Origin of the sequence: Marivivens aquimaris (genome assembly GCF_015220045.1) — a bacterium.
Lineage (GTDB): Bacteria > Pseudomonadota > Alphaproteobacteria > Rhodobacterales > Rhodobacteraceae > Marivivens > Marivivens aquimaris.
In genome coordinates, this window is record NZ_JADBGB010000001.1 from 2420001 (window position 1) to 2440062 (window position 20062).

The following is a 20062-nucleotide window of genomic DNA, read 5'->3' on the forward strand; positions in this document are numbered from 1 at the left end:
CATGCTTTGACGAAGTCGTGGACGAACTTGTTGGTCAGATCATGCTGGCCGTAGACCTCTGCAAGTGCGCGCAGTTGGGAATTCGAACCGAACACCAGATCGACGCGAGTCGCGGTCCACTTCAGGTCGCCGCCCTCACGGGTGCGCCCCTCGAACAGGTTCTCGTCGCCATCGACCGGGTTCCAGACGATGCCCATGTCGAGCAGGTTCTTGAAGAAGTCGTTGGTCAGAGTACCCACGCTTTCAGTCAGCACACCCTTGGTCGTTTGACCGTGGTTGGCATCCAGCACGCGGAGGCCACCAACAAGCACGGTCATCTCTGGTGCCGAAAGCCCCAGAAGCTGGGCGCGATCCACAAGCAATTCCTCAGCCGAGACGCGGAAGTCAGCGGCAAGGTAGTTGCGGAAACCATCAGCCTTCGGCTCGAGCGGTTCGAACGACTCGGCGTCGGTCTGCTCCTGCGTCGCATCGGTGCGACCAACCGAAACCGGAACGGTCACATCAACGCCTGCCGCTTTCGCAGCCTGTTCGACAGCGGCAGCACCACCCAGAACGATCAGGTCGGCAATCGATACCTTCTTGTCGCCCTTCGCGTTGAACGCGGACTGCACGCTTTCGAGCGCCTTCAGAACACTGCCCAGTTGTTCGGGCTCGTTCACTTCCCAACCCTTCTGCGGTTCAAGACGGATACGGGCACCATTGGCACCGCCGCGCTTGTCCGAGTTGCGGAAGGTCGAGGCCGAGGACCAAGCGGTATAGATGAGTTCGCGCTGCGAAACGCCCGATGCGAGAATCTGCGCCTTGAGGTCAGCCACATCCGAATCGTCAATCGTCGGCGCGTCAGCTGCGGGTACCGGATCCTGCCAGATCAGGTCTTCGCTCGGCACTTCTTTACCCAGATAGCGCACCTTCGGCCCCATATCGCGGTGGGTCAGCTTGAACCAAGCACGAGCGAAGGCATCTGCGAACTCGTCCGGGTTCTCGGCAAAGCGGCGAGCGATCGGTTCGTAGATCGGGTCATAACGCATCGCGAGGTCGGCGGTGGTCATCATCGGCGCGTGCTTCTTCGACGGATCATGCGCGTCCTCGACCATGTCTTCGGGCTCGACATCTTTGGCGCGCCACTGCTTTGCGCCGGCGGGCGACTCGGTCAGTTCCCAATCGTATTTAAAGAGAACCTTCAGGTAACCCATGTCCCATGTGGTCGGGTTCGGCTTCCAAGCGCCTTCGATACCGGAGCCGGTCGCATGTGCGCCGACGCCGGTGCCGAAGCCGTTCGACCAGCCAAGGCCCATATGCTCCATAGGCGAACCTTCGGGGTCCGGTCCGATCAGTGCGGCGTCACCGGCACCGTGGGCTTTACCGAATGTGTGACCACCAGCGACCAGCGCGACGGTTTCTTCGTCGTTCATCGCCATGCGGCCAAAGGTGTCGCGTATATCACGGCCGGAAGCGACCGCATCGGGATTGCCGTCCGGACCTTCGGGGTTCACGTAGATCAGGCCCATCTGCACAGCGGCCAGCGGATTTTCCAGAACGCGCTCGCCCGAGTAGCGGCTGTTCTCGTTCTCGCTCAGCGCCAGCCACTCGGTTTCCGAACCCCAATAGATGTCTTCTTCCGGCTCGAAGATGTCTTCGCGTCCACCACCAAAGCCGAAGGTTTTGAAGCCCATCGATTCCAGCGCGACGTTGCCGGTCAGGATCATCAGGTCGGCCCAGCTGATTGCGTTGCCGTACTTCTGCTTGATCGGCCACAAAAGGCGGCGTGCCTTATCGAGGTTCACGTTATCCGGCCACGAGTTCAGCGGCGCGAAACGCTGGGTGCCCGAGGTCGAACCGCCGCGACCGTCACCGGTGCGGTAGGTGCCTGCGCTGTGCCACGCCATACGGATAAAGAGCGGGCCGTAGTGACCGTAGTCGGCAGGCCACCAATCTTTCGAATCCGTCATCAGATCATGGAGGTCTTTTTTCAGCGCATCGTAGTCGAGTGCGTTGAAGGCTTCTGCATAATCGAAATCGGCCAGCGGGTCGGACGCGGGCGCGTTCTGGTGCAGGATTTTCAGATTGAGCTGGTTCGGCCACCAATCACGGTTCGAACGACCGGAATGACGGGTGTGCTTTGCGCCGTGCATGACGGGGCAGCCTGCGGGGGTATCGTTACCGTCCATTTTGTCCTCCCAAGGGATCATCAATTCAAAATCTAGGATGACGGTAGCCGAGTCGCTCCATAATGATAATTTTGAAGTTCTATGCGCAGCGATTAGTAAAACTTATGGGTGGACAGAAACGGAAAAGCGGCACCGTTTCCGGCGCCGCTTGTCTCATCAATACCATTTTGCCATCGGAGGCAGGCTCATCAGAACCGCGTTGGCATCATGCCCCGTGGCGAGGCCGAATTTGGTGCCGCGGTCATAGACAAGGTTGTACTCGGCATAGAGCCCGCGGTGCTGAAGCTGGGTTTCCTTGTCCGCATCATCCCAAGGCGTATTCCGGCGCTTTTCGGTCACGGGAACAAAGGCAGGCAGGAATGCTTTGCCGATGTCTTGCGTCAGGGCAAAGTCGGCCTGCCAGTCGCCCGAGTTCTGGTCATCCATAAAGATGCCACCGACGCCGCGCGCGCGATTGCGGTGGGGAATATAGAAGTACTCGTCCGCCCACTCTTTCAGACGCGGATAGAGGTCTTCTCCATGCGGATCGAGGTGCTGTTTCTGTACTGCATGGAAATGTGCGGTGTCCTCGTCATACTCGATGCACGGATTCAGGTCCGAGCCGCCGCCAAACCACCAAGCGTTCGGGGTCCAGAACATACGCGTGTTCATGTGGACCGCAGGTGTGTGCGGGTTCTGCATGTGCGCAACGAGCGAAATGCCCGAAGCCCAGAAACGCGGATCATCCGCAATTCCCGGAACGCCGCGCGCCGCCATCGAACGCTGAGCCGCAGGGCCGAGGGTACCGAACACTTCGGAAATATTGACGCCGACTTTCTCGAAAACGCGGCCTCCACGCATGACGCTCATCAGGCCGCCACCAGCGTCGGAGCCGTCATCGGCGGAGCGCTTGGTCTCTGTCACTTCAAAACGTCCGGCGGGCTGATCCGCGAATAGGCCGGTCTCTTGCGTGTCTTCAAGATTTTCGAACGCAGCTACGATCTGGTCACGAAGGGTCCGGAACCATGCCGCTGCGGTCGCTTTTTCCTGCTCCATCATGTCGGTCATCGCCTCATTCTCCGTTCGATATTGAATATCAACGGCCCATATCAATTAAAACGTATGTCGACTACTGCTATGGAGTTCCATCATGAAGCGCTTACTGCTTCTCATCCCCCTCGGTCTCGCCGCATGCGCCAGCCCGCAAGAACGCTGCATCAGCCAAGCGCAGCGCAACCTCAACGTCGTGAACAATCTGATTACCGTCACGCGTGGCAATATCGAACGCGGCTACGCTATCGAGGAACGTCAGGAAGTGCGCACCGTGAATCGCGTCTGTTCGGACGAACTGGATAGCGGCGAGGTCGTGCGCGTACCGTGTCAGCAGGTCATCACCGAGGACGTCAACGTGCCGGTTGCGATCGACCTGAATGCCGAAACGGCCAAGCTGGAATCGCTGATCGACCGCCGCGACGCGCTACAGGCCAGCGTGGGTAGCGCCATCGCGCAATGTCAGGCGCAGTATCCCGAAACCTGATTAGTGGGCGGGACAGCCCACTGCGTCGATCAGGGTGCGCCCGCCATCTACGGTGATAATCTGGCCGGTGACAAAATCGGATGCGTCGCAGGCCAGATATTGCACCGCCTCGCAAACCTCGAGCGGGCTCGCGATCCGCTGGAGCGGGGTGTGGCGCAGGATGTCTTCGCGATAATCGTCGTGCTCTTTGAGCTTTCCCTTGAGGCTGGCGCTCATGACGCTGCCGAAGGCAACGGCGTTCACGCGCACACGGTTCGGCGCGAGTGCTACCGCCAGCGATCGGGTCATCTGGTCAGAGGCAGCCGCCGAAATCGAATAGGCCATCAGATCAGGGTGCGTACGGCGCGCGGCAATCGACGACAGGTTGATAATCGTGCCGACGGTCTCATCCTCGCGGTCTTCCGACAGCTTGATCATCTTACGAGCGACAGCCTGGCTCAGCTTCAGCGCGGTCAGCATGTTCTGTTCGAGCAGCATCATGACACTGTCATCATCAGGGCTCAGCGGATCGGTCGGCATCACCTGACGCGATGCGTTCACCAGAATGTCGATGCCGTCGAACGCGTCCATCGTCGCGGACAGCAGGTTCTTTACGTTCAGCTTCTTGCGCAGGTCGCCGGCAAAGATGCGCGCCGGACCATCGGGTTCGAAGTCGGACATAACCTCGCGCTGGAGCGCCTCTTCGTCCATGTCGGCGAACATGACATTCGCGCCCTGCTCGACGAAATGACGGCCGATGGCCAGACCGACGCCGTTGGCGCCACCGGTCACAATCGCGGTCTTACCTGCAAGAGAGAAGGACATCTGAAAACTCCGGTAGCCTGAATAACTTAGCGAATGGGCTTGGATGCAAGGAATAGCTTGAAAGCGCCGTCGCCGCCAATCTCTTCGACGTGACGGAATTTCTCGCGCAGCGTGACTTCGTAAGGAAGGTGACGGTTTGCGACCATCCACAGATTGCCCGACGGCGTGAGGTTACGCGCGGCGGCAGCGATGAACGCTTTGCCAAGTCCCGGATCACCTGCGCGGCCCGTGTGGAACGGCGGGTTCATGACGATGCCTTGGTAGGGCTGGCTCGCGGTCCACTTGGTCGCGTCAGCCCAGTGGAAATTCGCGCGGGCATCGGTGACGTTCATTTCGGCGCAATTCAACGACAGCGCTTCCGCTTCGATCAGGTCGAGCGACTGGACGTTCGGGCTCTTCAGCACTTCGCCAGAGAGATAGCCCCAGCCCGCACCGAAATCGGCCATGCGCGACGGCAGCTTTTCGGGCAGTGCCTTGGCCAGCAGCGCCGAACCACGATCAATCGCGCCATCAGAGAACGCACCCGCAGTGGTCCAGAACCCATGCTCGCCCTGCTGCGCGCCGGTGTCGACCCAGTCGGCGAACGCATCAGTGCCCTCGAACCAGAACATGCGGCCGTGTGCCTTGGTCACTGTCGGCAAATCGCCGAGGCGCTTGCGGCACTCTTTATATATGCTGTCGATACCATCGGTCTTTTGGCCGTCGACAATCACTAGGCCCGACTTCGAAGCCTCGGCAATCATCGCGCGGGCAAGGCCCTTTGCGCGCGGCACCACAACGATCGTCGTAGCGGCAGCACCATCACCGAGCTTGTAGCCCGCAGTTTCCCACGCTTCGGCGGCAGGTTTGAAACCGGTGTCGATGAACACGCGTTCGCGGGGCAGCTCGGCCACTTCATAGTCGACGTCAGGGCGCATGATTTTGATGTCGCCTTCCAGCAACGACAGAAGGCCCTCGGTCAGGGCCGTGGACAAACGGGAGCGGGACATATCGTCAGGACCTTACGGGACGCGAAGGCGTCACTCTTTTTCCATGGTGCATTGCAGCGGGTGCTGGTGCCGTTGGGCAAAATCCATCACCTGAGCAACTTTGGTTTCGGCAATCTCGTGCGAGAAGACACCGGCAACGGCGACGCCTTTCTTGTGCACGGTCAGCATCAGCTCGAACGCTTGGGCATGGGTCATGCCGAAGAAACGCTCGAGCACATGAACAACGAACTCCATCGGAGTATAGTCGTCGTTCAGGATCAGAACCTTGTAGAGCGGTGGACGCTTCGTCTTGGGGCGCACGTCAAGTTTGACGCCGAAATCGCCGTCGTCATCATCGCCATTCTGCGCCATCATCAAGATGTCAGCTGTCATGTTCTACCGTTATCTGGTGGGGCCATTGCGGATGTATATAGTCAGACATACCCATAAGAAAACCCCGCAGTTATTCAGGACACTTTCAAATGGCGCACAGATGGACAATCGCTTTCGATGCTGACGACACGCTCTGGCACAATGAGCGGTTCTTCAAACTCAGCCAGAAGAAGTTTGCTGACCTGCTTTCCGATTATGTGGAGCCGGACCACCTGCATGACAGGCTGCTCGCGGCGGAGCGCAAGAACATCGCGTTCTACGGTTTCGGGATCAAAGGCTTCACCCTGTCCATGATCGAAACTGCGCTCGAAGTGACGGAAGGCCGCGTTTCACAACACGTTATTCAGCAGCTTCTTGATAACGGACGTGAAATGCTGCGCCACCCGATCGAACTGCTTGAAGGCGTCGGAGAGACGATTCCCCGACTCGCTGCGGACTACGATCTGCTGGTCATCACTAAGGGCGACCTGCTCGATCAGGAAAGGAAGGTGGCCCAATCCGGCCTCGGAGACCACTTTTCTGCCGTCGAAATCGTCAGCGACAAAACTGCAGAGGTCTATCAGCGGATTTTTGCTCGTCATGACACCGCCCGCGTGATGATGGTCGGCAATTCGCTGAAATCGGATGTGATTCCAGCCATCGAGGCGGGCGCTTGGGGCGTCTATGTGCCCCATGAATTAACGTGGGAATACGAAAAAGCGGACGAACCCGACCACGCCCGATTCTGCAAAATCAGAAGCCTAAACGACCTACCCGATCTGATAGCCAAGCTCGGATAGATTGCAGACGCGATTTCGCCGCTTTGTCACATCTTGTGCCAATAGCTAACAAAACAACGAGATTTACGATTCTGCTACAATTGCGCCGTGCAGGCCGCTGAAAAAGGGGAGTTTGCGCAATCAGATCGCTGTGTTACGCTCACTGTTAATTACAGAGGTGCCACCAAAAATTCGGCACCCAGAGGCAGTAAAAAATGGTGAGCGACGTGGCAGGTCGTCCGAATATCCGGACCCTAATTGGGGTATTATTCCTTGGTGCATTGTGGCTTTTGTCCTTTGCGCCCCAACAGGCGAGTGCGGTTCCTAGCGCGCACTATGTAATCGACGCCCGCACGGGCGAGGTTTTCCAAACCTACAACTCCGATACGCGGCTTCATCCGGCGTCTCTGACGAAGATGATGACACTCTACCTCGCGTTTCAGGCGATGGAGCGTGGTGAGATTACGGCGGATACGCCGGTGACCATCACCAGCGCCGCGTCATCGGAGCCGCCGAGCAAGCTTGGCCTGCGTACGGGGCAGCAAATTCGCTTCCGTTACCTTGTACGCGCTGCGGCCGTGAAGTCGGCCAATGACGCTGCCACCGCGATCGGGATCGCGCTTGAGGGCTCCGAAGAAGCCTTCGCCGCCCGTATGAACCGCATGGCGCAGTCGATGGGCATGACCCGCACGACCTTCCGCAATGCAAACGGCCTCACGCAGTCCGGCCACCTGTCGACCGCTCGCGATATGTCTGTACTGGGGCGTCACGTCGTCTACGACTTCCCGCAGTATTACAACATCTTCTCTCGCACCTCGACCGACGCGGGCATGGCGACCGTTTACAACACGAACCGCCGCTTCCTTGGTGCGTATCGCGGTGCTGACGGCATCAAGACCGGCTTTACCAACGCTGCAGGTTACAACCTTGTCGCTTCGGCGCAGCGCGGTAACGTCCGCATCATCGCTGTTGTCATGGGCTCGACCTCGACTCCGGCCCGTAACGCCAAAGCAGCCGAGTTGCTGGATATCGGTTTTGCCCGTGCGCCAAGCAATGCTCGCATCGCGCGTCCGCCCCTGCCCGCCTATTCGCCGGGTAATGGTTCGGCCCCGATCGTGACGGCGAATGCCGCTGAAGCCGTCAACGTTCCGGCCGGCAAAATCATCCGCACCACCGGCGCAGTGCTTGTCAGCGCAAGGCCGGTTGGACGCGCAATGCCGAACACGCCGATGGATCCAGACGAGGCCCAAGCCGTCGCCCAAGCGCTCGCCGCTGCGATGGCCGTAACTGCAGAAGTCGCAGCGCCGACAGAAGTTGCCGAAGCTGTCGTCGAGCCTGTGCTCGAGCCGGTCATCGAAGCCGTCGTTGCTGGTCTGGAAGAAGCGCCAATGCCGCGTATTCGCCCTGCGCAGATCGTTCCGGCCGAGGAGCTGGTTCAGGTCGCTGCGGTCGAACCCGATGTTGCTACTGATCCGGCCGATATCGCCGCCGCCGTTGCTCAAGCGACCACCGTCGCCGCTGAAGAGCCGGTCGTCGTGACCCGCGTTTCGACGTCGGGTGGTCAGCACTGGGGCATCAACGTGGGCCGCTACAACTCGCGCTATGAGGCCGAGCGCATTCTGGTGCGTGTTGCTCTGAACGAGATGAGCAGCCTTGACGGTACGGTGCGCCGCGTCGTGCAAAGCCCGCGCGGCTTCGACGCGAACTTCATGGGCATGACCCGTGAACGCGCCGAACTGGCCTGTCGCCGCCTTCAGGCGCGCGACCAGACCTGCTTCATGGTTGGTCAGGCAGAATAAGAAGCGGCACGGCCGTCAAAGGCCGCCGCCATCAATTCGCGGGTGTAGTCGGTTTGCGGATTATCGAATACCGCATCCACTTCACCCGCTTCCACAACATCACCGTTACGCATGACCATAATCCGGTGCGAGAGCGCGCGGACGACGGTCAAATCGTGCGAAATGAACAGATACGCCAGTCCGTGCTTGCGCTGTAGATCGCGGAGTAGATCGACGATCTGCACCTGAACCGTGCGATCGAGCGCCGAAGTTGGTTCGTCCAGAACCACAAGCTTCGGACGCAGAACCATCGCACGCGCAATCGCAATACGCTGGCGCTGACCACCCGAGAATTCATGCGGGTAACGGTTCATCATCGCGGGGTCGAGGCCGACCTCCGTCATAATTTCCGCCACCATATCGTGCCGGCTGCGGGTCGGGTCGATTTTGTGGATGCCCAGTCCCTCGGCAATGATCTGTTCGACCGTCATACGAGGTGACAGCGAGCCGTAGGGGTCTTGGAATACGATCTGCATATCTGCGCGGAGCGGGCGCAGTTCGCGCTGACTGAGGCCATTCGTATCCTTGCCGATGAACGCGATGCGCCCCTTCGACTGGATCAAGCGCATGACAGCGAGCGCGAGGGTCGTCTTGCCCGAACCGGATTCGCCGACGATGCCGAGCGTTTCCCCTGCCCTCACGGTCAGTGATGCACTGTTCACCGCTTTGACGTAGCCAGCAGTGCGGCGAAACAGGCCACGTCGGATGGGGAACCAGATACGCAGTTCGTCAGTCTCTGCGATGACGGGCGCATTCTCCGGCACCGGTACAGGACGCCCCTGCGCTTCGGCAGCGAGGAGCATCTGCGTATAAGGGTGTTGCGGATTGCCGAAGACCTCTGCGGTCGTTCCGTGCTCCACGATCTCGCCGTCTTTCATCACGCAGACGCGGTCAGCTATTTTGCGAACGATGGTAAGGTCGTGCGTGATGAAGAGCATCGCCATGCCCTCCTCGCGCTTGAGCTCGTCCATAAGTTCAAGGATTTGCGCCTGAATAGTCACATCCAGCGCGGTCGTCGGCTCATCCGCGATCAGCAGGTCGGGTCCATTCGCCAGTGCCATCGCGATCATTACACGCTGACGCTGACCGCCCGACAGTTCGTGGGGGAAGCTTTTCAGACGAGACTCGGCATCTCGGATACCGACGCGGGTGAGCAGTTCGATGATGCGTTCACGAACCGCTCCGCCGCGCTTCCCTTGGTGAAGCTCGATCACCTCGCGCAGCTGCTTTTCGATGGTGTGCAGCGGGTTGAGCGAGGTCATCGGCTCTTGGAAGATGAAGCTGATGTCGTTGCCACGCACAGACTGCAGGGTCTTCTCGTCCGCCTTCGCCAGCTCCGTATCCTTGTACAGGATCGAGCCTTCGATCTCTGCGTTGTCAGGGAGCAGATCGACGGTCGACAGCGCGGTCACCGATTTGCCCGAACCGGATTCGCCTACAAGAGCGACAGTCTCACCCCGCTGGATATCGAACGACACGCCATGCACGGCGGGACGCAATTCGCCGTCCTGACGGAAGGCGATCTTGAGGTCGGAAACTCGAAGCAGCGGGGTCATTTGAATGTCTTTCGCGGGTCGAACGCATCGCGGACGCCTTCGAAGATGAAGACCAGAAGCGACAGCATGAATGCGAAGGTGAAGAAGGCGGTAAAGCCAAGCCAAGGCGCCCACGGGTACCGCTTGGCCTGAACCGTGAGGTGACCGAGCGATGGGGCCGAGCTGGGAAGGCCGAAGCCGAGGAAGTCGAGCGTCGCCAGCGTCGCGATCGCGCCGGTCAGCAGGAACGGCAGCATGGTGAGCGTCGCAACCATCGCGTTCGGCAGGACATGGCGGATCATGATCGTCCGGTCACGCACGCCAAGCGCGCGGGCGGCCCGCACATATTCGAGGTTCCGCGCGCGCAGGAACTCAGCGCGCACGACACCAACCAAGGCAGGCCAACTGAACAGCACGGTAATCACCACGAGCAGCCAGAACGATTTCCCTAGGATCGCAACAAGGATCATCATCACATAGAGCGACGGCATCCCACCCCAGATTTCGATAAAGCGCTGGAAGGTCAGGTCGAGCCAACCGCCGAAATAGCCCTGCACAGCACCGGCCAGAACACCGACAACGGACGAGATCGACACAACAACAAGCGCAAAGCTGATTGACAGGCGGAAACCGTAGATGACACGGGCCAGCACGTCGCGCTTCGTGTCGTCGGTTCCCAACAGGTTGTCCTTGCTCGGCGGAGCCGGAGCGACGCCTTGGGTATCCACGATGGTGTCGTACTTGTACGGAATAGGCGGCCAGATCATCCAACCCTTGGAGAAGTCAGTGACGTCCGGCGTGCCGCCTGCTTCGACCTCTTCATAGATACCTTCGGGATCGTCGAAACATTCATCGGCGCCGCCGGTCACGATCAGGCACTTTACTTCGGGGGACGAATAGACAGCCTCGGTCGGGAAATCGCCGTTGAAATCACGTTCCGAATAGAAGGTCAGCACGGGGCTGCGAAGCTCGCCGCGATAGGACACGAGGATCGGTTTGTCGTTGGCCAGAAACTCGGCGAACAGGCTGATGAAGAATAGTGTGCCGAGGATGATCAGCGACCATAGGGCACGGCGGTTGCGCTTGAAGTTGCGCAAGCGCCGTTGGTTCAGAGGAGAAAGACGCATGCGTTAGCCCCTCGACTCGAAGTCGATCCGCGGATCGATGAAGATGTAAGTGATGTCAGTGATAATCCCGACGAGCAGGCCCATCAGCGAGAACACGTAGAGCGTTGCGAACACCACCGGATAGTCACGGTTCAGCGTGGCCTCATAGCCCATGCGCCCAAGCCCATCGAGGCTGAAAAGCGTCTCGATAATCAGCGAGCCACCGAAAAACACCGAGATGAACAGCGCCGGAAAGCCGGAGATCACGATGAGCATCGCGTTTCGGAAAACGTGCCCGTAGAGCACCCGTCGCTCGCCAAGGCCCTTGGCCCGCGCCGTTACGACGTACTGCTTCTTGATCTCGTCAAGGAAGCTGTTCTTGGTCAGCAGGCTGAGCGTCGCAAACGCGGAAATCGTCGAGGCCAGAACTGGCAGCGTGATGTGCCATAGGTAATCGAGAGCCTTCCCAATCGGGCTCAGCTCTTCCCAATTGGAACTGGTGAGGCCCCGCAATGGGAAAATGCTGAAATACGAGCCACCGGCAAATAGAACGATCAAAAGGATCGCGAACAGGAACCCCGGCACCGCGTAGGCGACGATGATCATGCCCGACGTCCAGGTATCGAACGACGTTCCATCACGCACCGCTTTCTTGATCCCGAGCGGAATGGAAATGCAGTAGGCAATCAGAGTCGACCACAAGCCGAGCGTGATGGACACAGGCATTTTCTCCAGCACCAGATCGACGACCGAGATTTTGCGCGACCAGCTCTCGCCGAAATCGAAGCGGATGTAATCCCACATCATGATGAGAAACCGTTCGAGCGGCGGCTTGTCGAACCCGTAGCGGATTTCGAGCTCTTCGATGTACTTGGGGTCGATACCCTGTGCGCCAGGATAGGCGCTCGTCGCGGCCGTACCCGTTGCCTCGATCTCGAAATCGGCGGACCCGCCGGAAATATTGGCGAACGCATCGCCCATACCTTCAAGCTCGGCCAGCTTTTGTTCGATCGGACCACCCGGAAGGAACTGAATGACGGCGAAGTTGAGTACCATGATCCCGAGCAACGTCGGGATCATCAGCAAAAGCCGTCGGAAAATATATGCGCCCATTGATCTGCCTTACAGGCCGTTCCGCAGTGCGCCTGCCTCTTTTAGCGCTTGGCCTTTGTCAGCGTTGTACCACCAGAAGTCGAGATAGCCCAGATCGTAAGGCGGCAGCGGATCGGGGTGCTCGTACATGTCGTAGTAGGCGACCCAATAGTTCGGCAGGTACCAAACCGGCACGATATAAAGGTCCTTGCGCATGATCCGGTCGATTGCACGCACACCAGCGGTCATTTCATCGTAGCTGTCGGCGTTCTTCACGATTTCGATGATCTGGTCGACGGCCGGATTGCTGTAGTGCGCGGGGTTGAAGACATCGCCCGCGCCGTCGCTCCCGAAGCGCTGGCCAAGGCTCTCGCCTTCGATCAGGCCGACATTGTAACCGTCCAGTGTCATGTCGAAGTCGAAGCCACGGGTCCGCTCCATATACTGAACCGAGTCGATCTGGTTCCATTCGGCATCCACACCTAGGCGGCGCAGGTTGTCGATAAACGGCGCCACAACGCGTTCAATGGTCGGCGCGTAGCCGAGGAATTCAAGAGTGAGCGGTTGGCCGTCTTTTTCTAGCATACCGTTCGGGCCAGGTACGTAGCCTGCCTCCTCCATCAGCGCGAGCGCTTGACGCAGGTTGCGGCGGTCAAGTTGACTGTCGCCAGAAGTATGCGGCGTGGTGACTTCATCCGTGAGGATCGACGGGTCGATCAGGTCGGAAACCGACTCGAGGATTTCCAACTCGCGGCCTTCCGGCACGCCGTTGGCCTGAAGGTCGGTGCCTTGCCAGAAACTTTCACGCTGCGAAAACAGCCCGTACTGAAGGTTGTCGTTGGTCCAAGTGAAGTTGAACATCAGCGAAATCGCTTCGCGGACTTTCGGGTCCTGGAACTTCTCTTTGGTCAGGTTGAACACGAAACCGGTCGCGCTCGGGACGTTGCCCTTATCCAGCGCTTCCTTTTTCACCCAGCCGTTGTTGATGGCGGGGAAGTCGTAAGCCGTCGCCCATGAGAGCGACGAATTCTCCTGACGGAAGGTGAATTCACCTGCCTTGAACGCTTCAAAGGCAACGTTGGTATCGGCGAAGTACTCGACCCGGATACTGTCGAAGTTGTTGCGACCGATGTTCAGCGGCACGTCCTCGCCCCAGAAATCGGGGTTCCGCTCGTAGATGATCTGGTGGTTCACCTCGTAGCTGCCGACCGTGTACGGGCCGGTGCCGGGGCTGGTTTCAAAACGGGCCTCGTCGAGGCGGGCGCCGGTTTCCTCGTACCACTTCTTCGAGAAGATCGACGTCGCACCCATCTGTTCGATCAGACCGTTGCGCGGAGCGTCGGGGTTGAAGGTGAACTTGATCGTGCGATCGTCGATGACTTCGACAGTGTCGATCATCTTGCTGACGCCGAAACGATAGGATTCGGTGCCCTGCTCCAGCAGCAGGTTGAAGCTGAACTCGATATCCGCAGCAGTCAGCGGCGTACCGTCCGAGAATTCGACATCGTCGCGCAGGTGGAAGATCACCCAGTCCTTGCTCTCGGGGTACTCCATCGTGGTGCAGAGGTAACAGTACGCACCATCCGGATCGTCCGCAGTGCCAACCAACATGCTCTCGTACATCATCGACGACAGATAGCCGGGGGTGCCCTCTTGGGTCGCGTAGGGGTTCATGTTATCGAAACCGCCGGTCATCCAGACCGAGATTTCGCCGCCTTTGGGCGCATCGGGGTTTACGTAGTCGAGGTGTTCGAAACTCGGATCATCATAGACGAGATTGCCGTAGGTCGAGATGCCGTGCGTGGTGATGAGGTTGTCATCCTGCGCAAAGGCTTGGCTTGCGAAGGCGCCTGCGGCAAGCACGACGCCGCCAAGAAGCATGAGATGTCCGCTCTGCGTTGGTTTGGCGAGTGCAATCGAACTAGCGGCGCGGCGATGCTTCATAAACGTAATCCCTTGAAGAGTGGCGTTTGTCTGAGGCTACGGTCCGTCACACATCTGTTTCAAGCGATGATTACTGTTTGACACCTTGGATGAATGGAATTTGACCAATTCGTGATCCACGCAAAGCAAAAGGCCGCCCCGAAGGACGGCCTTTGTAAATTCTGTCAGCAGTAAAGCTTACTGGCCGATGGTCGACAGGTACGCGATCAGGTCGGCGCGGTCCTGGATTTTCGGCAGACCGGCGAAGCCCATTGCGGTGCCCGGTGCGAAGCCGCGCGGGTTCTCGATGAAGTGGCTCAGGTTTTCCGGGGTCCAGACGTCGACGACCTCTTCCAGCGCGCCCGAATAGGCGAAACCTTCGATGCTGTCGACCGGACGGCCAACAACGCCGTAGAGGCTCGGGCCGGTGCCGTTCACGCCTTCTTCGAGCTTGTGGCACGATGCGCACTTGCGGAAAACTTTTTCGCCAGCAGCAGCGTCGGCGCTTGCGAAGACTTCTTCAAACGACGGACCTTCTTCAGCCGGCTCATCCGAAGCACCGGTGTCGATCACATACGCTTGCGCGTGATCGCCATGGCCACCTTCGTTGGCGGTGTAGATTTCCTCAGCGGCCCAGCCGCCCAGCAGAAAAACAAGCCAGGCGCCACATACACCGCCCAGAACTTTGGTCATCGTCATTGTGTCGAACATGTCGCGTTCCATTCTGTTCGCAGTTTCGGGGCTATCTACATGGTTCCTGTCCACTCTTGCAAGCAATAGAACCGCGACTTATTGCCCAAAAAACAATATTGAGGGGCTGAGGAGGTGCACAAATGACCGGACGTATCGCATTTCAGGGTGAACTGGGCGCCTATGGCCATCAGGCCTGCGTCGAGACTCGTCCCGATTTTGAACCTTTTCCATGCACTTCGTTCGAGGACACCATCGAATCCGTCCGCAAAGGCGAGGCTGAACTCGGCATGGTCGCGGTCGAGAATTCGACCTATGGCCGCGTCGCTGACGTGCACCATCTGCTGCCGAAAAGCGGCCTGCATATCATCGATGAAGCCTTCGTCCGCGTTCATGTGAACCTGCTCGGAGTCAAAGGTGCCAAGGTCGAAGACGTGCGCGAGGCCCACGGTCACACGGTCATCCTTCCGCAATGCGCAGGCTTCCTGCGTGAACACGGTATCAAGCCCGTTGCCAGCAGCGACAATGCCCGCGCAGCTCGCGAAGTTGCGGAACTTGGCGATGTGAGCCGCGGTGCGCTCGCCAGCGAACTGGCAGCAGATATCTACGGTTTGAATGTTCTTGCGCGTCACATCGAGGATCAGGCCAACAACACCACCCGCTTCCTGATCATGGCGCGTGACGCCGATTTCCGCCGTCGTGGTAAGTTCGGAATGATGACCAGCTTTGTCTTCCGCGTCCGCAACATCCCCGCAGCTTTGTACAAGGCGATGGGCGGTTTCGCGACCAATGGCGTCAACATGACCAAGCTGGAAAGCTACATGGTCGACGGCCATTTCACCGCGACGCAATTCTATGCAGAGATCGAAGGCCACCCCGACGATCGCAATGTACAACTTGCGATGGAAGAGCTCGACTACTTCACCGACTACATCAAACTGATGGGTGTGTTCCCCGCCGCCGCGCGTAGATACGAGCGCAGCTAAGGGTTAGATGCCGGTGTAGGCCGTTTCGATGTCCTCGGCCACATCGGCAACCTTACTCTTGAAGCGGTGGGTCAGGTTGCCCTTCGCCAGCTTGAGCGACTGGAGCAAAAGACGCGCTGCCAGCGTGCGCGGAGACAGATCAACAACCAGCATCATACGGGTGCGCGACGGCGACAACGGCACCAGCTCCAACGTCGTCTGCCCATCAATCCCGCCGGATTCGAACTTGGCCGACATATGTGACGGCGCATCAAGGCGAGTCATCTCGATATGGGCGGAGCGTTCCTTGCTACGATAGCGGAAGTTCACGTCCCAAGCGGTGCCGACGTGCACGGTTTCACTGTCGTCGTTGCGGCGCAGATCAATTCCCCGACGCAGGATAGAACGCTCGAACATCCGGAAATCGGTGACACGTTCATAGACGTGCGCGATCGGAGCTTCGATGTCTTCTTTGGTCGAGAAACGCACCCTAGACCCTCTCTATAGGACTGAAAGATTTCGCGCAGATTGTGCTTAATCGTCGGTGGCCGCAAGCCAATTTGCCAGCAATCGACCTGCGATAGGCCCCTTGCGCGGAGGAGCAACCTCAGGGTGCTCCCCAGAGAACACCGATGCTAGTTCTTCGCGCGTTAACCACTTGGCATCAGCCAGTTCTTCGGGATCGATTCTGATATCGTCACTTGTCGCAACAGCCGTGCAGCCGATCATCAACGATGACGGGAATGGCCACGACTGGCTCGCGGCGTAATGGACTTCGCCGACCGTAATGCTGGTCTCTTCGAACACCTCACGGCGGACCGCCGCTTCGATGGTTTCGCCAGGCTCAACAAAGCCCGCGAGGACCGAGTACATCCTCTCGGGCCACGTCGCGCCGCGCCCCACAAGCACACGATCATTGCGTTCGACCATCATGATGACCACGGGATCGGTGCGCGGGAAATGTTGGGCACCGCAGGCGCTACAACTGCGCTGCCAACCACCCTTAACGGCTTCGGTCTTGTGGCCACACTTGGCGCAATACCCGTGGCTCCGCTGCCATTCGAGAACTGCCTTGGCGGTCGCCGCAACATCGGCCTCGAACGGATCGAGCACGGTGAGCATCGCCCGCATGTCGATAAATCCCTGCTCACTTGGGAGCAGCGGGTGGATCTGCCGCGAGTCATCAAGGAACGCGCCAAGCGCAGCATCTTCGATATCCGCAGGTTCCCACTTAGAGATATCAGTCGCGAACAGCGGCTGGCCTTCGGGGCGGCCCAGATAGATACAGTCCCCTTTGTCCTCGAAAATCTCGTGATCGACGGGCAAACGGACCAGCCTGCCCCCTTCTACGAGCGGCTTTCCACGCCACAAGGCGATGCTGCGCGCTTCGGCTTGAGTATAAATCACATCGGCCTGTTCGCGCTCTTCGGCAGAGCGGTCGAAGCCGTCACCGGCAAAGGAGAGAGGGTACATCATGGGAAATCTCTGCCACGGCGATTTGCCCAACTCAACGCCATTGTGCTCGCGTCAAGCTCAATTGCCCGTTCACTGCTCATCTGCGCTGTACCCACACTGCACAAAATTAGAGCGCAATGACGAGAATCAGCCTAGCATCAGTGCACAAGGCTCGAATTGTACCATCCGTTCAAATCTGAGCGTCGGCATGTGTGCAAACAAAAAGACTAGGCTGAGCCATCACGTCCAACAGCGGAGATTCCTGTGTTTCAGAAATCAATCATCTCACTCGCCGCGCTGACTGCCATGGCTGCTCCGGCGTTCGCGGAAACCAACATTCCTTTTGCGCTCGACTGGAAATTCGAAGGCCCGTCCGCACCCTATTTCCTCGCAGTCGACAATGGCACCTTTGCTGAAAAGGACCTGTCGGTGGAAATCTCCGAAGGCGCAGGTTCGCTTGACGCGATCCCGAAAGTTGCCACCGGTGCGTTCCCGCTCGGCTTTGCCGATATCAACTCGCTGATGCGTTTCCTTGACCAGAACCCCGGCGCGCCTGTCACCGCGATCATGATGATCTACGACGCGCCGCCGTTTGCAGTCGTTGGCCGCAAGTCGCTCGGCATCGAAGAGCCCGCCGACCTTGAGGGCAAAGTTCTTGGCGCTCCGCCGCCCGATGGTGCATGGGCACAGTTCCCGATCTTCGCCGCGCAGACCGGCCTCGACATGGACGCGATCACTGTGGAGCCGGTGGGCTTCCCGACCCGCGAGCCGATGCTGGCCGCTGGCGAAGTCGCCGCCGTTACTGGCTTCTCGTTCTCGTCGACGCTGAACCTCAAGCGCCTCGGTGTGGAAGAGGACGACCTGTCAGTGCTGCTGATGACCGACTACGGCGTGGACCTCTACGGCAACGCGATCATCGTGAACACCGACTTCGCTTCGGAAAACCCCGAGGTTGTGACCGCCTTCCTCGAAGCGATCGGTGAAGGCTGGAAGGACGCGATCGCCGACCCCGACGCGGCCATCGACGCTCTGATCGCCCGCAACCCTGCAGCAGACGCGGGCATTGAAAAAGAGCGCCTCGAAATGGCGATCTCGGACAACGTGAACACCGCCTACGTGCAGGAAAATGGCTTCGGCGGCATTGATGACGAGCGCATGGCGAACGCCATCGAACAGACCAAGACCGTCTACGAGTTCACCAACGCACCCGACGCGTCGCTCTATTTCGACAGCAGCTACCTGCCCGAGGGCGGGTTCTCGCTCGAATAAGATGGTTGCCCCCGTCCACGCGGCGGGGGCCTCCCCTGAATGACCAATCTCATTGAAATCAAAGACGTCCGTCACGCCTACCAAACGGCGAATGGACCGCTCCCCGTGCTTGACGGCCTCGATCTGTCGGTGCCCGAAGGCGAATTCTGCGCCGTTGTCGGTCCGTCCGGCTGCGGCAAATCCACGTTGACCCGACTGGTTACGGGGCTGATGAAGCCTGACAGCGGCGAGGTCTGGCTCCACGGCGAACTGGTAAAGTCCCCGCGTAAAACAGTTGGTATGGCGTTCCAGAACCCCGTCATGCTGGAGTGGCGGACGATCATGCAGAATGTCATGCTGCCGCTCGAAATCGTGGCGCCGTCCATGTCCAAAGCCGACCGCGAAAAACGCGCGATGGAACTACTGGAGCTCGTCGGCCTCGCCGGTTTCGAGCACAAACGCCCCAGCGAATTGTCAGGCGGGATGCGCCAACGCGCCTCGCTCTGCCGCGCCATCGTTCATAAGCCTGAAGTGCTCATCATGGACGAACCCTTCGGCGCGCTCGACAACTTCACCCGCGAAGACCTCTGGCAAACGATGCGCGACCTGCGCGCCAAGGAGCCCTTCACATGCGTGCTCATCACCCACGACCTGCGGGAAAGCGTGTTCCTCGGCGATCAGGTCGTCGTGCTATCAGGCCGCCCCGCCCGCACCCAGTACGTGCTGGATGTGACACTGCCTGCGGACCGGACCATCGACGTGCTCTATGAACCAAAATCGGGCCAGATGCTGCATACGCTCCGCGACCAGATCCGCATCGCACAGGGGCGGGAGGAAACACATGCGTAAGGTCCTCACACCGCTCATTGCGATCGTTGTTTTTCTACTGCTTTGGGAGTTCATCGTCTGGGTCAATGGCTGGCCGAACTACGTCATGGCCTCGCCCTCGGACCTGCCCGAAGCTTACGCCCGCTTCTGGAAGCTATTCCTAATTATGGGCTGGCAGACGCTCTGGCGGACGGTAGTCGGACTGCTGATCGCGGTTGTCGTCGGCACGCTGATCGGCATGATTATGGGCTTCTCGCGGATCGCTCGCGATGCGCTGTATCCGTTGCTCGTCGGCTTCAACGCGGTGCCCAAGGCGACGCTCGTGCCCGTGATCGCGCTGATTTTCATTGGCCAGCACGATTTCAACACGGTGTTGATGGCGTTCCTGATCAGCTTCTTCCCGATCGCCGTCTCGGTGGGCATTGGCCTTTCGACGCTGGAACCGGAGTACCGCGACATCCTGAGAGCGCTCGGCGCGTCGAAGATGACGATCTTCTGGAAAATCGCGCTGCCGAAAACGCTGCCGGAGTTCTTCGGCGCTTTGAAAGTCGCCGTCACACTGGCCTTCATCGGCACCAATCTGGTGGAGATCGTATCGCCCCACGGGCGTGGCCTCGGTGCTCTGTTCAAGTCGGGAGAGACCAACGCCAACTACCCGTTGATGTTCGCGGTCCTGATCGCCTTGGCGGTACTCGGCATCCTGCTTTATTACGCAGTTGTCGCGCTAGAGAAGATATTCGCCGGATGGGCCGAACGGCCCCAGTCCTAACGAAAA

Annotated in this window: 19 protein-coding genes (1 of these 19 running past the window's edge); 7 read left to right on the forward strand and 12 right to left on the reverse strand. The window is 59.1% G+C overall.

Features of this window, described 5'->3' with window-relative positions; translation table 11 throughout:
- Together katG and hemF are read right to left on the reverse strand one after the other, a co-directional pair.
- A protein-coding gene (katG, locus tag IF204_RS11930) for a catalase/peroxidase HPI (RefSeq protein ID WP_194097249.1) crosses the window boundary here: on the reverse strand, window positions 1-2168 show its 5' portion. The gene continues 40 nt to the left of window position 1, outside the view; only the first 2168 of its 2208 coding nucleotides appear in the window; the start codon lies at window positions 2166-2168; the stop codon falls past the left edge of the window.
- 156 nt (window positions 2169-2324) lie between these two features.
- Complete coding sequence (hemF, locus tag IF204_RS11935; RefSeq protein WP_194097251.1) at window positions 2325-3215, reverse strand: oxygen-dependent coproporphyrinogen oxidase; 891 nt, start codon at window positions 3213-3215, stop codon at window positions 2325-2327.
- A gap of 82 nt (window positions 3216-3297) precedes the next feature.
- On the opposite strand from hemF, the gene IF204_RS11940 reads away from it, so the two are divergent.
- A complete protein-coding gene (locus IF204_RS11940; protein WP_228069175.1) occupies window positions 3298-3684 on the forward strand; it encodes a hypothetical protein in 387 nt (128 codons plus the stop codon).
- Here the strand turns inward: IF204_RS11940 and IF204_RS11945 are convergent, their stop codons facing one another.
- The 3 genes from IF204_RS11945 to clpS are packed head-to-tail and all read right to left on the reverse strand — an operon-like array spanning window position 3685 to window position 5849.
- A complete protein-coding gene (locus tag IF204_RS11945) occupies window positions 3685-4488 on the reverse strand; it encodes an SDR family NAD(P)-dependent oxidoreductase (protein ID WP_167639008.1) in 804 nt (267 codons plus the stop codon).
- Between the two features lie 26 nt (window positions 4489-4514).
- Window positions 4515-5477, reverse strand: a complete 963-nt coding sequence (locus tag IF204_RS11950) for a class I SAM-dependent methyltransferase (RefSeq protein WP_194097253.1) — start codon at window positions 5475-5477, stop codon at window positions 4515-4517.
- Between the two features lie 30 nt (window positions 5478-5507).
- Window positions 5508-5849, reverse strand: coding sequence for an ATP-dependent Clp protease adapter ClpS (gene clpS, locus IF204_RS11955; protein WP_167639006.1), 342 nt, complete (start codon window positions 5847-5849; stop codon window positions 5508-5510).
- Between the two features lie 89 nt (window positions 5850-5938).
- On the opposite strand from clpS, the gene IF204_RS11960 reads away from it, so the two are divergent.
- Together IF204_RS11960 and IF204_RS11965 are read left to right on the forward strand one after the other, a co-directional pair.
- Complete coding sequence (locus IF204_RS11960) at window positions 5939-6628, forward strand: HAD family hydrolase (protein WP_194097255.1); 690 nt, start codon at window positions 5939-5941, stop codon at window positions 6626-6628.
- A gap of 194 nt (window positions 6629-6822) precedes the next feature.
- A complete protein-coding gene (locus IF204_RS11965) occupies window positions 6823-8406 on the forward strand; it encodes a D-alanyl-D-alanine carboxypeptidase family protein (RefSeq protein ID WP_194097257.1) in 1584 nt (527 codons plus the stop codon).
- Here the strand turns inward: IF204_RS11965 and IF204_RS11970 are convergent.
- The 5 genes from IF204_RS11970 to IF204_RS11990 all read right to left on the reverse strand — a co-directional run bounded on the left by IF204_RS11970 (window position 8394) and on the right by IF204_RS11990 (window position 14812).
- A complete protein-coding gene (locus IF204_RS11970; protein ID WP_194097259.1) occupies window positions 8394-10001 on the reverse strand; it encodes an ABC transporter ATP-binding protein in 1608 nt (535 codons plus the stop codon). The two genes, IF204_RS11965 and IF204_RS11970, sit on opposite strands and share 13 nt — an antisense overlap.
- Window positions 9998-11107: an ABC transporter permease gene (locus IF204_RS11975; RefSeq protein ID WP_194097261.1), complete on the reverse strand. Its 1110-nt coding sequence runs from the start codon at window positions 11105-11107 to the stop codon at window positions 9998-10000. Before IF204_RS11975 ends, IF204_RS11970 begins: the two co-directional genes overlap by 4 nt.
- 3 nt (window positions 11108-11110) lie before the next feature.
- Window positions 11111-12199, reverse strand: a complete 1089-nt coding sequence (locus tag IF204_RS11980; protein WP_194097263.1) for a microcin C ABC transporter permease YejB — start codon at window positions 12197-12199, stop codon at window positions 11111-11113.
- Window positions 12200-12208: 9 nt separating this feature from the next.
- The gene (locus IF204_RS11985) at window positions 12209-14122 is read right to left on the reverse strand and encodes an extracellular solute-binding protein (protein ID WP_194097265.1); all 1914 of its coding nucleotides are present in this window, start codon (window positions 14120-14122) and stop codon (window positions 12209-12211) included.
- A gap of 177 nt (window positions 14123-14299) precedes the next feature.
- Entirely contained in the window at window positions 14300-14812 is a 513-nt protein-coding gene (locus IF204_RS11990) for a c-type cytochrome (RefSeq protein WP_194097267.1), read from the reverse strand.
- Between the two features lie 122 nt (window positions 14813-14934).
- On the opposite strand from IF204_RS11990, the gene IF204_RS11995 reads away from it, so the two are divergent.
- Window positions 14935-15777, forward strand: coding sequence for a prephenate dehydratase (locus IF204_RS11995; RefSeq protein WP_194097269.1), 843 nt, complete (start codon window positions 14935-14937; stop codon window positions 15775-15777).
- 3 nt (window positions 15778-15780) lie between these two features.
- Here IF204_RS11995 and IF204_RS12000 read toward each other — a convergent pair whose 3' ends face one another.
- Both IF204_RS12000 and nudC read right to left on the reverse strand, forming a co-directional pair.
- On the reverse strand, window positions 15781-16245 hold the full coding sequence (locus tag IF204_RS12000) for an SRPBCC family protein (RefSeq protein ID WP_194097271.1): 465 nt from the start codon (window positions 16243-16245) through the stop codon (window positions 15781-15783).
- 45 nt (window positions 16246-16290) lie between these two features.
- Window positions 16291-17232 carry an NAD(+) diphosphatase gene (gene nudC, locus IF204_RS12005; protein WP_194097273.1) on the reverse strand — a complete coding sequence of 314 codons (942 nt, stop codon included), beginning with the start codon at window positions 17230-17232 and terminating at the stop codon, window positions 16291-16293.
- 243 nt (window positions 17233-17475) lie between these two features.
- Between nudC and IF204_RS12010 the strand changes: the two genes are divergently transcribed.
- From IF204_RS12010 to IF204_RS12020, 3 genes are read left to right on the forward strand one after another with little or no spacing between them, the layout of a single operon-like run.
- Window positions 17476-18480, forward strand: a complete 1005-nt coding sequence (locus tag IF204_RS12010) for an ABC transporter substrate-binding protein (protein ID WP_407658921.1) — start codon at window positions 17476-17478, stop codon at window positions 18478-18480.
- 39 nt (window positions 18481-18519) lie between these two features.
- Entirely contained in the window at window positions 18520-19308 is a 789-nt protein-coding gene (locus IF204_RS12015; RefSeq protein ID WP_194097275.1) for an ABC transporter ATP-binding protein, read from the forward strand.
- Entirely contained in the window at window positions 19301-20056 is a 756-nt protein-coding gene (locus IF204_RS12020) for an ABC transporter permease (RefSeq protein ID WP_194097277.1), read from the forward strand. The genes IF204_RS12015 and IF204_RS12020 overlap by 8 nt, the downstream gene beginning before the upstream one ends.
- Window positions 20057-20062: the final 6 nt, after the last annotated feature.